Genomic DNA, 15,056 nt, shown 5'->3' on the forward strand with positions numbered 1-15,056 from the left:
GGTATGGCGGAGGAAGCCCGCGCGCGGGGCAAGCACCTTGCCGCCACCCGCGAGTCAGCCACCCGGCTCGCACTGCCGGAAGCCTGCCCGCCGCTGACGAGATCACCCATGATCTTCCCACATGGCGTGGCTCTCCGGTCGCTTCCTACCCGGTCGGTCTTGCCCGGCGGTCACCGCGACGGTGCCGAGAATGCCGCGGCAGTCGACCAGGCCCAGCTGGCGGGAGTCCTGTGAGCGTGTGTTGTCCCCGGCCACCGCGACATGCCCCGCCGGCACATGTGACACGTCCGGCAGCGCCGGGACGAGCCAGTCCGGCAGCGGGTCGCCGGCGATCGCGACGATCCGCTTGATCCGGTGCGGCAGTTGCTCGTCCGCGACCCGGAACACGACCACCTCGCCGCGCCTGGGCTCTCGGCGCAGCCGCCGCGCGAGCAAGCGCTGGCCGTCTCGCAGGGTGGGCGACATGCTGTTGCCCCGCACGATCACCCTGATCCACCCGATCATCGCACCCTCGCATCCTGGTAGCTGCCGGCCTGGAGGCGGAAGAGCCGGGCGTACTCGCCGCCCGCGTCCATCAGCTCGTCGTGACTGCCCTGCTCGGCGATCCGGCCGTCGACGAGCGTGACGATCAGTTCGGCGCCACGCAGCGCGGACATCCGGTGGGAGATCAGCAGCCGGGTACGACCCTTCGCGTGCCGGCGTAGGGTGCTGTGCACGCGCTGCTCACCTTCGGCGTCCAGCCCCGAGGTCGGCTCGTCGAGCACGATCAGCTCGGCGTCGGTGCGCATCAGGCAGCGGGCCAGGGCCACTCGCTGCCACTGCCCGCCGGACAGCGTCACGCCTGCCCGCTCGCCGTCGTCCGTGTGCGTCCTGGACAGCACCGTGTCATAGCCGTTGGGCAGTGCCGCCACCGTGTCGTCGGCACGTGCCGCCCGTGCGGCAGCGACGATCCGTGACCGGTCGTCGAGGTGCGGGACTTGCCCGATGCCGATGTTCTCGGCCGCGGTCAGGTCGTAGGTCATGAACTCCTGGAACACCACACCGATCCGCGCGCGCAGTGCCGCGACGTCCAGCTCGCGGATGTCCACGCCTCCCCAGGTGATCGTGCCGCGCTGCGGGTCGTAGAACCGGCACAGCAGTTTCACCAACGTGCTCTTGCCCGCGCCGTTGACGCCGACGAGTCCCACGGCGGAGGCGGCGGGGATGGTCAGGTTCACCCCACGCAGCACCCAGGAACCATCCTCGCTGTATCGGAACCAGACGTCCCGCAGCTCGATGGTCGCCGGCGGAGGTGGCGTGCCCGTGCCCGCCGGCAGGTCGTCGCCGGTGTCGAGGACGTCGAGGTAGTGCCCGAACAGCCGCACCGCGCGGCCGGCCTCACCGAGTTGGAGCACCACGGCGGACAGCCCGGTCTGCACGCCGGCCACCGCACCGAGGAATAGCACCAGGTCGCCGACCGGCGAGCCTCCGGTGACGACGTTCGTGGCGACGACGACCGTGCCTACCCCGGTGACGGCGGCGCCGAGCAGCGCGAGCCCGCTCTGCACCAGCACGCCCCGGCGTGCCGCGGACAGCCGTGCGTGCGAGACCGTTGCCAGCGAGTCGATCATCCTGGTGTGCAGCAGCGTGCCGAGGCCGAACAGCCGGATCTCCTTGGCGGCACGCACATCGGTGAGCAGTGCGCGGTAGAACAGGCGGCGCCGGTCGGTGGCCACCCACGCCTCCTCGCCGGCCGCCTCGCGCCGCGCGGTCGCCAGCCTGGCGAGCACGGCGGTCACCATCGATGCGAGCAGCAGCAGGGTCATCGGCGGCCACACCACCAGCAGCGCACCGGCGAAGCTGGTGAGCAGTACCACTGAGCGGACCAGCTCCTGCGCGAACTGCGAGACCGTGCCGGGCGCTTCCTGCGCGGCCTGCTCGGCGAGCCGCAGCCGGTCGTGGAACGCGGGATCCTCGATGTGCCGCAGTCCCGGTAGAGTGGCGACCCGCTGGAACAGCCGGCTCTCCACGGTCATTGTGACCCGGTGCCGGACCACTTCGCTGAGGTGCCCGACGAGGTAGAGCAGCGCGATGGCGAGCCCGCCGGCGATCGCCGAAGCGATGGCGAGGAACATCGCCCGGCCCGTACCCGCCACGCCCGCAGTGAGCTCGTTGACCAGCAGCATCGTCAGCCATGCCCCGCTCGCGGGCGCGGCGGCCGCGAGCACGGTGAGCGCCAGGGCGGTTGTGGCGGTCATCGGTGCCGACCGGAAGGGCAGCGTGAGCGCCGCCATGCCCGTGCGGGCGGCGGATCGGGTCATGCCACCTTCGCCGGGGCGGTGGTGGCGTCCGCGAAGTCGTCGAGCCGGGTGCCGGACGCGGTCACCACGCCGCTGTGCGTGTGCAGCAGCGTCGGAAACGCGACAACCTCGAACGCGGTCAGCGCGGGGTCGTCGATGCCGATGACCGTGACCCGGCCGAGGACACCGAGCTTGGCGGCCAGCCGCGCGGTGGCGTCGGGGGCGTCCGGGTCACCCTGCACTATGGATACGAACCGGGCCGCCGGCGGGGCGGTGACGAGCGCGTCGGACAGCATCCGGCACGGGCCACAGCCGACCTGGAGGAACCCGACTTGGACTGGGCCGTCGAGGTCGGCCTCGGTGATCGTGGCGCCGTCGGTGTCGGTGACCGAGAACGGGCGGATGACCGTTCCGGGCCTCGGCACCTGCGTGTTGTGGGCGTGGGCGCCGCCGTGCTGCTGCAGTTCGCGGATCCTGGCGACCAGCGCGAACGTGAACAGCAGGTGCACCGCAACCACGACGGCGACCAGGACGACCGCGGTGGTGAGCAGGATCAACGGTTCCTCCCGGCGGGAAAGAGGAGGAACGCGACATCCTCCCAGCGGGTCGTGAGTAGGCCGAGAAACGCTCCGGTGACCAGGGCGACCAGCATGGCCGGGGCGGACATGGGCACGCCACCGGCGAGCGCACCGGCGACGGCGACGGCGACCAGCAGGCCGTTGCGGACGAGGTGCCGCGGGCCGAGCAGGCCGCCGGTCGCGCCGAAGCACTGGCAGCGCACGGACTGCCTGGCGAGGACCGCACGGGCAATGCCAGCGCAGAACACGATGAGGAGCACGGCCGCGAGGGCGTAGCCGGGGAGCCGCGTGCCGGGGACGGCGAGCAGCACCACGGTGGCGGCCTCCCCCGCGACGACCGCGACGGCGGCCGGACCGGCGGGCAGCCACCGTGGTCCGATCGCCGCGACCGAGTCGTGGAACTCGGCGAACCCCTGCCGGGAACGCGTCTTCCCCACGACCGCCGTGCAGAAGACGATGCCGAGCAGCACGCGAGCGAGCAGGTCGAGCACGGCAACCTCCGGACGGATACGGTGGCCGGGGGACACGCGGTGGCCTCCCCGCCGACCGCTCCGGTCAGTGCGTGTTCAGCAGTTGGATGAGCGGGAGGTGCAGCTGCCGTAGCAGTCGAAGCGGTAGCCCTTCTTGCAGCACTGGCCGTGTTCCGGCACGCACGCACCGGCTTCCACTTTGGGCAACACCATCCCGACGAGCCGCTCACCCGCCTGCCGCACGAGTCGCTTCATTCCAACTCCTTCCGTGATCAACAACGCGGACGCCGACCAGGAGATCAGTCATCCCAGCGCCGCGGCCGCGGCAAGTGCCGCACCGTTCGGGATTGCTAGAATTCGAGGCTGTTGCGTCCCCCGGTGGTTGTTGACAAGGCTGCTGTAATTCCCGCGGAATATCGTTAGCGGACAGTCCACATCTTCTTGACGATGTGTCTACGACGCTGCAACCGCGCCATCCTCCAAGCTTGGGGCCGCCGACCGGGGCAGCCACACGGCGGCCGTTCCCGGCCTGCCGGCGATGGATGATGACCAGGCGTATCGGGCAATGGACCTGCTGGCGTCCGCGTCGGCGCGCACATGCGCGCGGAACTCGAAGGAACGGTTTGATGGCCGCCGAGAGCCCCGAGCACGCCATCGAAGTGCACCTGGACCGGCTGCTCGAAGAGCGCGGCATGACTCTGGTCGAGCTGGCCGACAAGGTCGGGATCACCAACGTGAACCTGTCGATACTCAAGAACAACCGCGCCAAGGCGATCCGGTTCACCACGCTGAGCAGGATCTGCGAGGTGCTCGACTGCCAGCCTGGCGACCTGCTGTCCTTCACCCCCGGATCAACCGCCTCCTAGCCTTCCCCCTGCCGCCCGCCTCGCCGCGGCGACCACCCCCCGAGGCCCGCTGTTCATCGACGGCGGCGACCCGGTCCGCGAACTACTCATCCCACGGACCTGAACCACCGCCCACCCGACCTGCCCAGAAAACCGCCGCCAGCCCAAAGATCTTGCTTGCAGCCTGCTAGCATTCCTGTATGGCAACGCTCTACATTCGCGATGTCCCAGAGCAGGTCGCCGAATCGTTGAAGGAACGCGCGGCAGAAGCCGGCATGTCGCTTTCCGCCTATGTCGCCAGAGAACTGACCGATATCGCAGCCCGGCCCACCAACACCGAGATCGTCCGACGGCTGAAGGCTCGGGACCGATCTGACGGGCCTTCGACCGCCGACATCCTTGAGGCCGTAGCGGAGGGCAGACGGTGATCGTCATTGACTCATCCGCGATGGTAGAAGCGCTTACCGGCCGTGAGGCGGACGTGGAGCTCATCGACGCCCTCCAAGCAAGCGTCCATGCCCCGCATCTGCTCGATGTGGAAGTTCTCTCAACGCTGCGAGGGCTCACGCTCGGCGGCAAGCTGAGCGCGACCGCCGCGGAAAACGCGCGGGCCGACTATCTCGGGCTCAACATCGCCCGCTACGAGGGCAAGGGAATCGCGGAGCGGGTTTGGGAGTTGCGACACAACCACACCGCCTACGACGCCTCCTATATCGCACTCGCCGAGGCGCTGGAAGCGCCCCTCTACACTTGCGATGGCAAACTCGTGGGCAGTGGGCACGATGCCGAAGTACAGGTGTTTCCGCGGAGCTAGCCTGGCTCAGCCCAGGGCGGCGCCGATTCCGGTCATGATCGGGATGGACAGGGCCGTGGTCAGCAGGATGGCGCCGCGGGCCAGGCGCCGGCCGGTGTCGTAGGTCACCGCGTAGACGTAGATGTTCTGGGCGGTGGGCAACGCGGCGAACAACGTGGCGGCCAGCAGCGCGCTCCCGTCGAGCCCCAGCGCGAAGCGCGCCGCCAGGTAGGCGACGGCCGGCTGGACGAACGCCTTGAGCCCGACCGCCAGGAGGACGTCCTTACCTGCGCCCTTCGGCCTCCCCGGTGCCTCCTTCTCGCCGGTGGCGTCCGGTGCCTCGGGGGCTCGGCGCTGGGAGCCGTACAGGCTGAGTCCGTACGCGAGCAGCGCCACGGGAACGGCCGCGCCGCCGAGCAACTCGATCGGGCGCATCACCATGACGGGCAGCGAGAAGCCGCTGAGCGCGAACGCCAGCCCGACCAGCGAGGCCACCGTGAGCGGATTCCGCAGCGGGATCAGCAACGCCTCCCGCACCGACCTGGCCCCCTGGTCGAGGATGAGGAAGGAGACCGGGGTGAGCACGAGTAACTGGAACAGCAGGATCGGCGCGACCAAGGCGCCGTCGCCGAGCACATAGATGGAGATGGGCACGCCGAGGTTGCCCGCGTTCACGTACGACGAGGCCAGCGCGCCGACCGTGGCCTCCCGCCGATCCCGCCGCCAGACCAGCCTGGCCACCAGGACGTACACGAGCTGGACGGCTACCACGGCGGCGATCTGGGTCAGGAGCACCGGTGAGAAGAGCGACGTCAGGTCCGCCCTGGACACGGTGGTGAACATCAGGGCGGGAGTCGCCACGAAGAACGCCAGCCGCGACAGCACGAGCTCGTCACTGGTACGCAACAACCCGCCCATGCCGACCAGGTAACCGATCACGGCAACGGACACCAGCGCGACGAACGCCGCAACAACCCCCGACAAGCTCCAACCTCCAAATTTGGACATTCGGAGCGTATCGGGCCACCAACGATCGCCAACGACCGCCCGGCCTACACGCTGTGGGCAGAGCCGCGCCGGGCCGGTCACACCGCCACAACACGGGGCGGCCGACATCTCATTGCCATGTGGATCGTGCCAAATCAGCAACCGACGGCTGATCGCCGGGTCCCTGATGCCAACTCGCCCCCTTTTCCCTCCTTCTCGGCCACCCCGACCCAGCGCAATACGTCCTGGAGCTCACGCAGGAAGCAATCGAGGCCACGACGGACCTTTTCATCGCGCACAAACTCTCAGGAGACGCTGACGACTGGGCGGTGGTCGCCCTACTTGCCACCCAAACCGAGATGCCCGACGTCGCGACCATGTTGAAGTCGGACCAGCTCACGCTCGAGCACATGGCTGGATACGATCAAGGCATCTGGGTGAACTACTTCGCTGTGACGGCGCACGAGGCCGACGTGAGCACGCTGCGCAGACTGGGATTCTTGCTGGCGAGCCGGCCCCTCTCCCCTGCCCTGCGGGCCTACGCGGCCCTGGCCCAGTCCGCCGACAAGGGCGCCGTACGCGAGATCTGACCTCGGGTCAGGCCCAGCCGGCCTCCCCGGCTGGGCCATGCCCGTGCAGCAGGAGTTGGATGGCGGCTCGCTGCCCTGAAGGGGGCGGGCAAATCCGTCAGCCGCTCGGCCCCGAACGCACGCAACAGCTCGTACTCGCGGTAGCGGGGCCGGTTGAGCGGGTCGGCGGAGGTCGCGGCGAGCAGGCCGTGCCGGGTACGCCCAGCGTCGTACAGCCGCCGGTCAGCCGAGCTGGGTCGGGTCGTGCACCGGGACGCACGGCTTGACAGGGCCCTCGATCACCGACGCCTTGAGCTGCGACTTGTACGGCCCCTTCGGGTTCTCGGTGAACTCCAGCGCCACGGTCTGCCCCTTCCCGACATAGCGGGGATCGATGAGGAAACCCTTCGGCCCCGGCCTGGCGACCTTGTAATGCGCGGACTTGCGCCACTCCTCCGGAGTGTCGTATCCGCCGCCGACGAGCGCGCCCCGGTCGTTCTGGCACTTCGTGTAGGGCTTGAGGTACGTGACGTCGGCGGTCACGCCCAGATCCTTGAGGTCCTGCTCCAGCTGGTCGGCGTCCCTGAACTCCTTGAGCTCCACCGTGATGGTGCCGTTGGCGTTCTCGCTCACCGCGTACGCCGGCTCAGGCCCGGTCAGCAGCGGCACCGCCACCGCCGCCACGGCCGCCAGTCCGGCCACCGCCGCCCCCGCGAGCAGGCGGCGGCCGACACGGCGGCTGCGTTCGTTCCGGGCGTTCATCTCGGTTTTGAGGTCCATCAGCAACTGCTCCTCGAATCTCATCGTGGGGTTCCTTCCATGACGAAGGGCAGGTCGCGGAGCGTCTTGCGGGCGCGGTGCAGCCTTACCATGGCGGTCCCCGGCCGGATTCCCAGCGCTACCGCCGCCTCCGACGGCGTGAGCTGCTCCAGAACCACCAGTTCCAGGACAGCGCGCTCTCCGTCGGGTAATCCGGCCATGGCCTCGAAGGCCGCCCTGGCGGGCTGTTCCGCGTCGATCTGCTCTTCCAGCCGGGACATGTCGTCGCCGTCGAGCGGACGCCGCCCGCTCACTCGATGGGTGAGCTGGGACTCCCGCAGCGCCCGCCGCCGCTCGGCCGACAGCGTGTTGCGCGCGACGCCGTACAGCCACGCGATCTCGCTGCCCTTGCCCGGGCGGTACGTGTGCGCCGAGTCGAAGACCGCGAGGAACACATCGGCCGCCAGGTCGGCGACCGTGTTTGGGTCGTCGACCCGGCGTGACAGGAAACGCGTGACAGCATCGATGTGCCGCCTGTAGAAGGCTTCGAACACCACGGGGTCGGTGGCGAGCTTCCCCCGTCTGAGACGCACCGGCCTTGCTCCCTTCGTCGATCTACACCCGTACTTGGTAAGAACCGGCTGAAGGCTTACAAACCAATGGTCAGGACATTCTGGCTGTCGATGGCGCCGCACCGAGATGCCAGAACACATCTCGGCTGGTAAACCGGTTTTGAGCGCGTCCACGGACCGCCGCGCTCGCGTCACCGGCACGGTCGGCGCCTCGAGTACGTGCGCTGCTCGGGGTGGGCTCCCGCCGGCCCACACTCCAGGCGGGCAACGGGCGAGGGCTTGCAAGGGCGCCCGATGCCCCGTTCGGGTTCTCAATACTTCGACGGTCGATATATAGTCGGATGCCATGGCGGGTATGACGGAGGCGACCTACTTCATCCTCGTCGCCTTGATGGAAAAGCCGCTCCACGGATACGGGATCATCAAACAGGCCCGGACCCAGTCGCTTGGCGACGTCGACCTCGCCGTCGGCACCTTGTACAGCGCGCTCGACCGGCTCTCCGAGACCGGCTGGGTGACTCTGGATCACGAGGAGACCGTCAACGGGCGTCTGCGGCGCTACTACCGGATCACCGATGAGGGCGTGTCCGCCGCCCGCGCTCACGCGGCCCGGCTGCAGCGCGCCGCCGCACTCGTCCTGCGGCCGAACGAGGTGACGAGCTGATGAGCCACGTTCTCGAACTACGGTACCGTCGCCTCCTGCGCGCCTACCCCAAGGACTACCGCGCCAAGCACGGCGAGGAGCTGATCGGCACGCTGATGGAGGCGGCCCGGCCGGGGGTGCACCGGCCGTCGGCCCGCGAGGCGCTGCACCTCCTCGCCGGCGGGTTCACCGCCCGTGTCCGGGCCACCCGCGCTTACGGTGTGCCGCCGTGGGCCGATGGCCTGCACCTCGGCGTGCTGATCGTGGCGGTTCTCACCTTTGCGCGACTTCCCGTCCTGCCGTACTTCATCTACCCGGTGTGGACGGCGCTCGGGATCGTCCTGATGGTGGCGCTCGTACGGGGATGGATGCGTGTCGCGGCTCCTCTTGCGGCGGTCGCCGCGGTGGCGACGAGCTGGCCCATGATCCCGGTGCTCGGCAGCCCGGTGCTCGCCCTCGGTCCGCTGTACGGTGACCTCGCGCCGGTCGCGCCCTACTGGGTGGTCGCGGCCGGGTCGGCGGTGCTGGCCGTTCGGCGGGTGGGGGCGGGCCCCACATCCGGGAAGGCCCGGTGGCGGGGCGTGACGATGCCCGCCCGGTCGTCTTGGTGGCTGCTCGTCCCGCTGGCCGGCTGGGCGCTGCAGCTCACGCAGGTGCCGACGTGGGAACCTGTCTGGGTCGTCGCTCGGTCCGGCGTCGAGGTGGTGGCCCTGCTACTGGTGCTGGCCGCCACACTGGCCGTCAGGGACGGCCGCTGGGCGCTGGCGGCCGCCGTCTACCTGCTTCCCGGCCTGGTCTACCTGGCCGAGAACCTGCTTGTGACCAGCGCCCGCGGCTTTCTGTACTGGGGTGTGCTCACCGCCCTCGTCGCGGCGTCCTTGGTCACCGCCCGTCGGGTGCACGCCAAGGCCTGACCTCCTTCCGCAGTGGGCGGTGGTCGGGGGCTCGTTTACAGTGTGCGCATGCGAGTTGTGGTGATTGGCGCCAGTGGGCATATCGGGACGTACCTCATTCCTCGGCTGGTCGACGGGGGGCATGACGTGGTGGCCGTGAGCCGGGGGAAGCGGGAGCCGTACAGCCCGCACGGGGCCTGGCAGCACGTCACGCACGTCACCGCCGATCGGGATGCCGAGGACGGCGACGGGACGTTCGGGCGGCGGATCGTCGAGCTTGAGGGCGATGTCGTCATCGACCTGATCTGCTTCCAGGAAGGTGCGGCCCGGCAGCTGGCCGAGGCGCTCGCCGGGCGGGTGCGGCACTTCCTGCACTGCGGGACCGTCTGGACGCACGGGCACAGCGCCGTCGTCCCGACCACCGAGGACCGCCCGAAGCGGCCCTTCGGTGAGTACGGGCTGCAGAAGGCCGCCATCGAGACCTACCTGCTGGAGAAGGCTCACCGGGACGGGTTCCCGGCCACGCTGATCCATCCGGGGCACATCACCGGGCCGGGATGGGTGCCGGTCAACCCGGCGGGGAACGTCAATCCCGCCGTCTTCCAGACGCTCGCCGACGGGGCCGAGTTGGCCCTGCCCAACTTCGGCATGGAGACCGTGCAGCACGTACACGCCGACGACGTCGCGCGATTGTTCGTGGACGCCATGAACAACCGGGCCGCCGCCCTGGGTGAGAGCTTCCACTCGGTGGCCACCACCGCCCTGACGTTGAGGGGGTACGCCGAGGCGGTGGCGGGCTGGTTCGGGCAGGAGGCGCGGCTGGCGTTCCTGCCCTGGGAGGAGTGGCGGGCCACGGTGTCCGAGAAGGACGCACAGGTCACGTACGACCACATCGCCCACAGCCCGCACTGCAGCATGGAGAAGGCCGAGCGGATGCTCGGGCACCGGCCCCGCTACACCTCGCTCGAGGCCATCTCCGAGGCGGTCGATCGGCTGCTCGAGGCGGGCACCATCACCCGGTGAGAGGCTGTTACCCGACCGTCAGCTGTGGCGCCCCGGCCTCCCCTCCGCGACCGGGCGGGGGGCGTTTCGTCATGTCCCGGCTCGGCGGAGCACGTTGTCCGGCCTGTCCAGCCATATCGACTGCCCATCCGGCGTGACGGTCATCCCGTACCTGTCCCTGCCGGGCTCACCCCACGACACCCACCGGAAATAGGCGTCGGTCACCTCGTCCCAGACGGGCCGGTCGCCGATCTGGAACACGGGCCACTGGCCGGGGTCGGGATCCCACACGGTCATGGCCCGCTCGTCGCCCCGGTCCGGGTTGAGGACCCACACCCGTACGAGGTCATCATCCTGCTCGGCGCTAACGTGCAGTCCAGTGAGCGCCGCGATCGTCAGCGCCGCTCCGGGCGGGGCTTCAGCGATGGTACGCGGATCCACCCGCGTGCTATGCCGGGCAGGCTCGACGTCAGGCTCGGGCGGGTACTCGACGCGCTGCGCCCGGATGGGCATGTACGAGGCGCTGCCACGGAACCGGCCGACCGCTGTCCCGTCGGCGCTGACGACCAGCCGTATCGCGCGACCACAGCCGACGCCCGTCTCGAACGGCGCCACGATCAACCCACCCGGGCGGCATTGTTCCACCCACGTGTACGGCACCCGATAGACGGAGCAGGTGACGTGCACCCGATCGTAGGGGGCGCCGTCGGGGTAGCCGGTCGCGCCGTCGCCGACGACGAGATGTGGCTCGTATCCGGCGACTGAGACGTTCTTCGCCGCCCGCTCGGAGATCGCCGCGTCTATCTCGACAGACGTCACCCGCTCCGCGCCGACCATGTGTGACAGCAGCGCAGCGGTCCACCCGGTTCCGGTGCCCACTTCGAGCACCCGGTGGCCTGGTTTCGTGGACAGCAGTTCGAGCAGTTCCGCGACCGTGTCCGGTGCCGAATTGGAAGACGTGTAGGCGCCGTCGCTGTCGAAGCCCCTGGTGCCGTCGTCGATCTGCGTAATGATCGGGTCCGTCGCGGTATTGACGGCTTCCCACCAGGCGTCGGGGTCGGAGCCGCGGTCGATGACGTACGCCTCGTCTCGGCAGCCCGGGGAGGCCAGGGCGACGTCCGGGATGAACAGGGCACGCGGTACGGCCCGCAACGCCGCCTCAATCGGGGGCAGGAGCGGGCCGACGCGGTCCTCGATGTCGGCGATGAACCGGCCGAGCCGGTCGTCATGGACGGTCACTTGCCACCCTTACCGCCCTTGTCGCCGGATTCGCGTTTGCCACCGCCCTGGGCGAGCCCGTCTCCTTGGTGGGGATCCCGCTTGGGGGTGACCTTCTTGTACTCGTGGGGTTTGCCTTCATGCTTGCCTTCGCTCTTGTCGCCTATTCACCCTCCCCTGTCACTTAAAGTGATGGTACAGCTACATCAGGGGCCGAGTAAGAGCAAGGAAGCAAGCTACACCGGCCAGGGAAGGCGATAACCTTGCACAGCTCGGCGAGATCGAGACACCTGGCCAGGTGGTCGGCGGGGCGTTCCGGGTTCCCTGCGCACTTCCGCGCTCGGCGCGTACCGTGGGCAGTGGTGATGGAACTGCTCTCCCGAGGTTGAACCATGTCGCGCCCTGACGAAGGCGCAAAGCGGATCGGCCGGAACGTACGCGCCGCCCGCCGCGCCAGAGGAACAGGTCTGGTGGACGGCCCGCCTGCGCCATGAGGCCACACCCGAGCTGGTGGTGGCGGGCGTCTGTCCGTACGTCGAGCAGTCCGACCCCATCGCCCTTGCGGCCACGCTCGCGTGGCAGACCTACCTGTTTCACCAGTGGCAGGCGCGCGCCGCGCCGCCCCCATAGTTCCCGCGCCCGGCGTTCGCGGGCATAGGCGCTGGCCGCGGCCGTGTCGGTGTCCTCCGCGTGAGTCCCGGCTCTTCGAACAACGTACGGCGGCGACAAACCAGGCGCCCGCCGCCACACCACAACAGCAAGGCGAGTTCCATTACATGACCACCGGACGCAAAGCGTGCCGCCGCTGCCATCGCGAAGTGATCGTCATCCACCTGCTCAACCGAGACGGGCTCCGGGTGGAGCTCGACCCCGAGCGGGTGGTCGGCGGCCACTACACATTCTGGAACCCCACCTACAAGCTCGACGTCCAGCAGTGGGTGGGGAAATCGAGGCCCGAACGGGTGTCGCCGCCGAACCACCTGTCACATGATCGCCGCCCTCGGCGGGTACTCCGCGCCGCCAGGCCCAGGACCGGCGTCGCAGCGGAGCGGACCCCCTCCGAGGGCGGCCACCCGTCCTTCGGCGGCCAAAAGGAGGACCATGCTGTCCCCGATCAGCCCGTCAGGGGGCCGAATTCCTTGCGGGTGTCGATCACCTGGCCGAACAGTTCCCAGCGTTCGCCCTTGAAGGTCATGAGTTGCATCGACTCGATGGGGAACCCGTCGCCCTGTGCCGTGTCCAGTGTGATCCCGGGCAGCAGCATGTCCACCTTGACGCCCTTGAGGTTGCGCACCGAGTCTCGGAGCCCCTCGCGGGTCATGCAGGTGGCCGCCTCCATGGCCTTGTGGAAGCTGCTGGCGACGGCCCAGCCGAACGTGTGGTAGGGGATGTTCGGGTCGGCGCCGGGCGCGTACTGCTGCATCTTCTGGCGGTACAGCATCATCTCGGGGTCGTTCGCCCAGGTCGGGTCGTTCGGGTCCTTGTAGTACGAGCTCGACACCACCCCCTGGACGTTCTCGAACCCGACGGGCTTGAGGACCGTGATCGAGGAGGCCACGTTGTTGACGATGTGCAGCGGGTTCCAGCTCGTGTTCTTGGCGTCGGCGGCCAGCGCCTGCGAGCCGAACTTGGGCGTGGTGATGTTGAGCAGCACGTCCGCCTTGGAATCGGCGAGGTTGCGCATCTGCGGGTCCACGCTGGGGTCGGACACCTCGTAGCTCTGCTCGGCGACGACCTTGATCTGGGTGCCCTCGATGGCCCGGGTGAACCCGCCGAACAGGTCCTTGCCGAAGTCGTCGTTCTGGTAGAGGACGGCGACCTTGGCCTCGGGCTTCTCCGTCTTGAGGTACTGGGCGTAGACGCGGGCCTCGGAGATGTAGTTCGGCTGCCAGCCGATGGTCCACGGGTGCGCGGTGTCGGTGCCCCACTGGGAGGCGCCGGTGGCGACGAAGACCTGCGGCACCTTCCGCTGGTTCGTGTAGTCCCAGGTGGCCGTGGTGGAGGGGGTGCCGAGGGTCTGGAACAGGGCGAAGACCTGCTCCTGCTCGACCAGCCGGCGTGCCTCCTCGACGGCCTTGGGCGGCTGGTAGCCGTCGTCGCGCACGACGAACTCGACCTTGCGGCCCTTGATGCCGCCCTTCTCGGCGTTGATGTAGTCGAAGTACGCCTTGATGCCCTTGGGGATGTCGCCGTAGGCGGAGGCGGGGCCGGACAGCGGGTAGATGCCGCCCAGTTTGATGCTCGTGTCGGTGATGCCGGTGGTCTGCTGTCCCTGGCACTGGCCCGACGCGGCCGTACCGGTGGTGCCGCCGCCGCTGTCCCGCCCCCCGCAGGCGGCGACGGCGAGCAGGAGCAGCGCCGTGCAGCCGATCGCAGATACTCGCATCCCTCTTACTCCTTCCGGGGAATCTTCTTGATCAAGCGCTCGGCCAGCCCGGCCAGGCCCGTGGGGGCCACGTACATCACCGCGATGATCAGCAGGCCGAAGATGACGCCGGGCGCGGCGTCGTTGATGTCCTGCGAGATGCTGGGCACGAACATCACGAAGAGCGCCCCGAGCAGCGGTCCGAACAGCGAGCCGAGCCCGCCGACGACCAGCCCGGCAAGCAGGGTGATCGAAAGGTTGACGGTGAACGAGTCCGGCGAGACGAACCCGATCACCCACGTGTAGACACATCCGGCGGCCCCGGCGAACATCGCGCTCCACGCGAACGCCAGCGTCTTGTACGACGACAGCCGCACCCCCATGACCTCGGCCGCGATCTCGTTGTCCCGCAGGGCGTGCAGCGCCCGGCCCACGCGCGACCGCAGCAGGCTGTGGGCCAGCAGGAACGCGGCCACGGCGACGGCCAGCGTGAGGAAGTACAGCCACTGGTCCTCGGCCAGGCCGCTCCACGCGGGCGGCACGGGTTTGGTCAGCGTCAGGCCCATCGACCCGCCGGTCAGCTCCTCGAACCGCTTGAGCAGCGGGGCCAGGAAGATCGCCATGGCGAGCGTGACCAGCGCCAGGTACAGGCCGCGCAGCCGTACGGCGGGTACGCCGAAGGCCAGGCCGAGCAGGAACGCCACCCCGGCCGCGACCGGCAGGGTGGCCAGGTGTGGCAGGCCGTCCCAGCGGTCCAGGAGGATCGCGGTGGTGTAGGCGCCGACGGCGAAGAACGCGCCGTGGCCGAGGGAGATCTGCCCGGCGTGCCCGACGAGCAGGTTCAGGCCGAGCAGCGCGACGGCGTAGACCAGCACCATCGTGAGCTGGAAGACGTGGAAGGGGACGAGTTGGAAGGGGGCGTAGCAGGCGGCGGCGAGCAGCAGCGCGACGGCGGCCCACCGCAACCGCGCCGGCACGGGGGAGGCGGGGGCCGGCGTCCCGGGGGTCGCCGGCGGCACGGGCGGCCGCTTGACCTGCGCGGAATCGGTCTCGCTCATGCCCGCCCCACCTCGCACCGGCCCT

Annotated in this window: 18 protein-coding genes; 7 read left to right on the forward strand and 11 right to left on the reverse strand. The window is 69.4% G+C overall.

Annotated elements, in window-relative coordinates; genetic code table 11:
- Positions 1–102 precede the first annotated feature (102 nt).
- From lepB to ABGB18_RS36705, 5 genes are all read right to left on the reverse strand, one after another.
- Complete coding sequence (gene lepB / locus ABGB18_RS36685; RefSeq protein WP_347700262.1) at positions 103–504, reverse strand: signal peptidase I; 402 nt, start codon at positions 502–504, stop codon at positions 103–105.
- Positions 501–2,300, reverse strand: coding sequence for an ABC transporter ATP-binding protein (locus ABGB18_RS36690; protein WP_347700263.1), 1,800 nt, complete (start codon positions 2,298–2,300; stop codon positions 501–503). The genes lepB and ABGB18_RS36690 overlap by 4 nt, the downstream gene beginning before the upstream one ends.
- Positions 2,297–2,836, reverse strand: coding sequence for a hypothetical protein (locus ABGB18_RS36695; protein ID WP_347700264.1), 540 nt, complete (start codon positions 2,834–2,836; stop codon positions 2,297–2,299). The genes ABGB18_RS36690 and ABGB18_RS36695 overlap by 4 nt, the downstream gene beginning before the upstream one ends.
- Entirely contained in the window at positions 2,833–3,348 is a 516-nt protein-coding gene (locus ABGB18_RS36700; RefSeq protein WP_347700265.1) for a MauE/DoxX family redox-associated membrane protein, read from the reverse strand. The genes ABGB18_RS36695 and ABGB18_RS36700 overlap by 4 nt, the downstream gene beginning before the upstream one ends.
- A gap of 75 nt (positions 3,349–3,423) precedes the next feature.
- Positions 3,424–3,582 carry a hypothetical protein gene (locus tag ABGB18_RS36705; RefSeq protein ID WP_347700266.1) on the reverse strand — a complete coding sequence of 53 codons (159 nt, stop codon included), beginning with the start codon at positions 3,580–3,582 and terminating at the stop codon, positions 3,424–3,426.
- Between the two features lie 371 nt (positions 3,583–3,953).
- Between ABGB18_RS36705 and ABGB18_RS36710 the strand changes: the two genes are divergently transcribed.
- The 3 genes from ABGB18_RS36710 (at position 3,954) to ABGB18_RS36720 (ending at position 4,986) form a co-directional block, all read left to right on the forward strand.
- Positions 3,954–4,193 carry a helix-turn-helix transcriptional regulator gene (locus ABGB18_RS36710; protein WP_347700267.1) on the forward strand — a complete coding sequence of 80 codons (240 nt, stop codon included), beginning with the start codon at positions 3,954–3,956 and terminating at the stop codon, positions 4,191–4,193.
- A gap of 179 nt (positions 4,194–4,372) precedes the next feature.
- The gene (locus ABGB18_RS36715) at positions 4,373–4,600 is read left to right on the forward strand and encodes an antitoxin (protein ID WP_347700268.1); all 228 of its coding nucleotides are present in this window, start codon (positions 4,373–4,375) and stop codon (positions 4,598–4,600) included.
- The gene (locus tag ABGB18_RS36720; RefSeq protein ID WP_347700269.1) at positions 4,597–4,986 is read left to right on the forward strand and encodes a type II toxin-antitoxin system VapC family toxin; all 390 of its coding nucleotides are present in this window, start codon (positions 4,597–4,599) and stop codon (positions 4,984–4,986) included. Before ABGB18_RS36715 ends, ABGB18_RS36720 begins: the two co-directional genes overlap by 4 nt.
- Positions 4,987–4,992: 6 nt before the next feature.
- On the opposite strand, the gene ABGB18_RS36725 is transcribed toward ABGB18_RS36720, so the two are convergent.
- Positions 4,993–5,949, reverse strand: coding sequence for an AEC family transporter (locus ABGB18_RS36725; RefSeq protein WP_347700270.1), 957 nt, complete (start codon positions 5,947–5,949; stop codon positions 4,993–4,995).
- A gap of 413 nt (positions 5,950–6,362) precedes the next feature.
- On the opposite strand from ABGB18_RS36725, the gene ABGB18_RS36730 reads away from it, so the two are divergent.
- Entirely contained in the window at positions 6,363–6,542 is a 180-nt protein-coding gene (locus ABGB18_RS36730) for a hypothetical protein (RefSeq protein WP_347700271.1), read from the forward strand.
- A 222-nt stretch (positions 6,543–6,764) separates the two neighbouring features.
- Here ABGB18_RS36730 and ABGB18_RS36735 read toward each other — a convergent pair whose 3' ends face one another.
- Both ABGB18_RS36735 and ABGB18_RS36740 read right to left on the reverse strand, forming a co-directional pair.
- Positions 6,765–7,325: a hypothetical protein gene (locus tag ABGB18_RS36735; RefSeq protein ID WP_347700272.1), complete on the reverse strand. Its 561-nt coding sequence runs from the start codon at positions 7,323–7,325 to the stop codon at positions 6,765–6,767.
- Positions 7,322–7,873: an RNA polymerase sigma factor gene (locus ABGB18_RS36740; RefSeq protein WP_347700273.1), complete on the reverse strand. Its 552-nt coding sequence runs from the start codon at positions 7,871–7,873 to the stop codon at positions 7,322–7,324. The genes ABGB18_RS36735 and ABGB18_RS36740 overlap by 4 nt, the downstream gene beginning before the upstream one ends.
- A gap of 334 nt (positions 7,874–8,207) precedes the next feature.
- On the opposite strand from ABGB18_RS36740, the gene ABGB18_RS36745 reads away from it, so the two are divergent.
- From ABGB18_RS36745 to ABGB18_RS36755, 3 genes are read left to right on the forward strand one after another with little or no spacing between them, the layout of a single operon-like run.
- Positions 8,208–8,516, forward strand: coding sequence for a PadR family transcriptional regulator (locus ABGB18_RS36745; RefSeq protein WP_347700274.1), 309 nt, complete (start codon positions 8,208–8,210; stop codon positions 8,514–8,516).
- Positions 8,516–9,409: a hypothetical protein gene (locus ABGB18_RS36750; protein WP_347700275.1), complete on the forward strand. Its 894-nt coding sequence runs from the start codon at positions 8,516–8,518 to the stop codon at positions 9,407–9,409. Before ABGB18_RS36745 ends, ABGB18_RS36750 begins: the two co-directional genes overlap by 1 nt.
- A gap of 48 nt (positions 9,410–9,457) precedes the next feature.
- Entirely contained in the window at positions 9,458–10,411 is a 954-nt protein-coding gene (locus tag ABGB18_RS36755) for an NAD(P)-dependent oxidoreductase (protein WP_347700276.1), read from the forward strand.
- A 69-nt stretch (positions 10,412–10,480) separates the two neighbouring features.
- Here ABGB18_RS36755 and ABGB18_RS36760 read toward each other — a convergent pair whose 3' ends face one another.
- The 3 genes from ABGB18_RS36760 to ABGB18_RS36770 form a co-directional block, all read right to left on the reverse strand.
- The gene (locus tag ABGB18_RS36760) at positions 10,481–11,629 is read right to left on the reverse strand and encodes a methyltransferase domain-containing protein (RefSeq protein WP_347700277.1); all 1,149 of its coding nucleotides are present in this window, start codon (positions 11,627–11,629) and stop codon (positions 10,481–10,483) included.
- Between the two features lie 1,093 nt (positions 11,630–12,722).
- Complete coding sequence (locus ABGB18_RS36765; protein ID WP_347700278.1) at positions 12,723–13,994, reverse strand: ABC transporter substrate-binding protein; 1,272 nt, start codon at positions 13,992–13,994, stop codon at positions 12,723–12,725.
- A gap of 5 nt (positions 13,995–13,999) precedes the next feature.
- Positions 14,000–15,031 (reverse strand): branched-chain amino acid ABC transporter permease, encoded by a 1,032-nt coding sequence (locus ABGB18_RS36770; protein ID WP_347700279.1) that lies wholly within the window; start codon positions 15,029–15,031, stop codon positions 14,000–14,002.
- Positions 15,032–15,056 lie beyond the last annotated feature (25 nt).

Source organism: Nonomuraea sp. B12E4 (assembly GCF_039871825.1).
Classification (GTDB): Bacteria; Actinomycetota; Actinomycetes; order Streptosporangiales; family Streptosporangiaceae; genus Nonomuraea.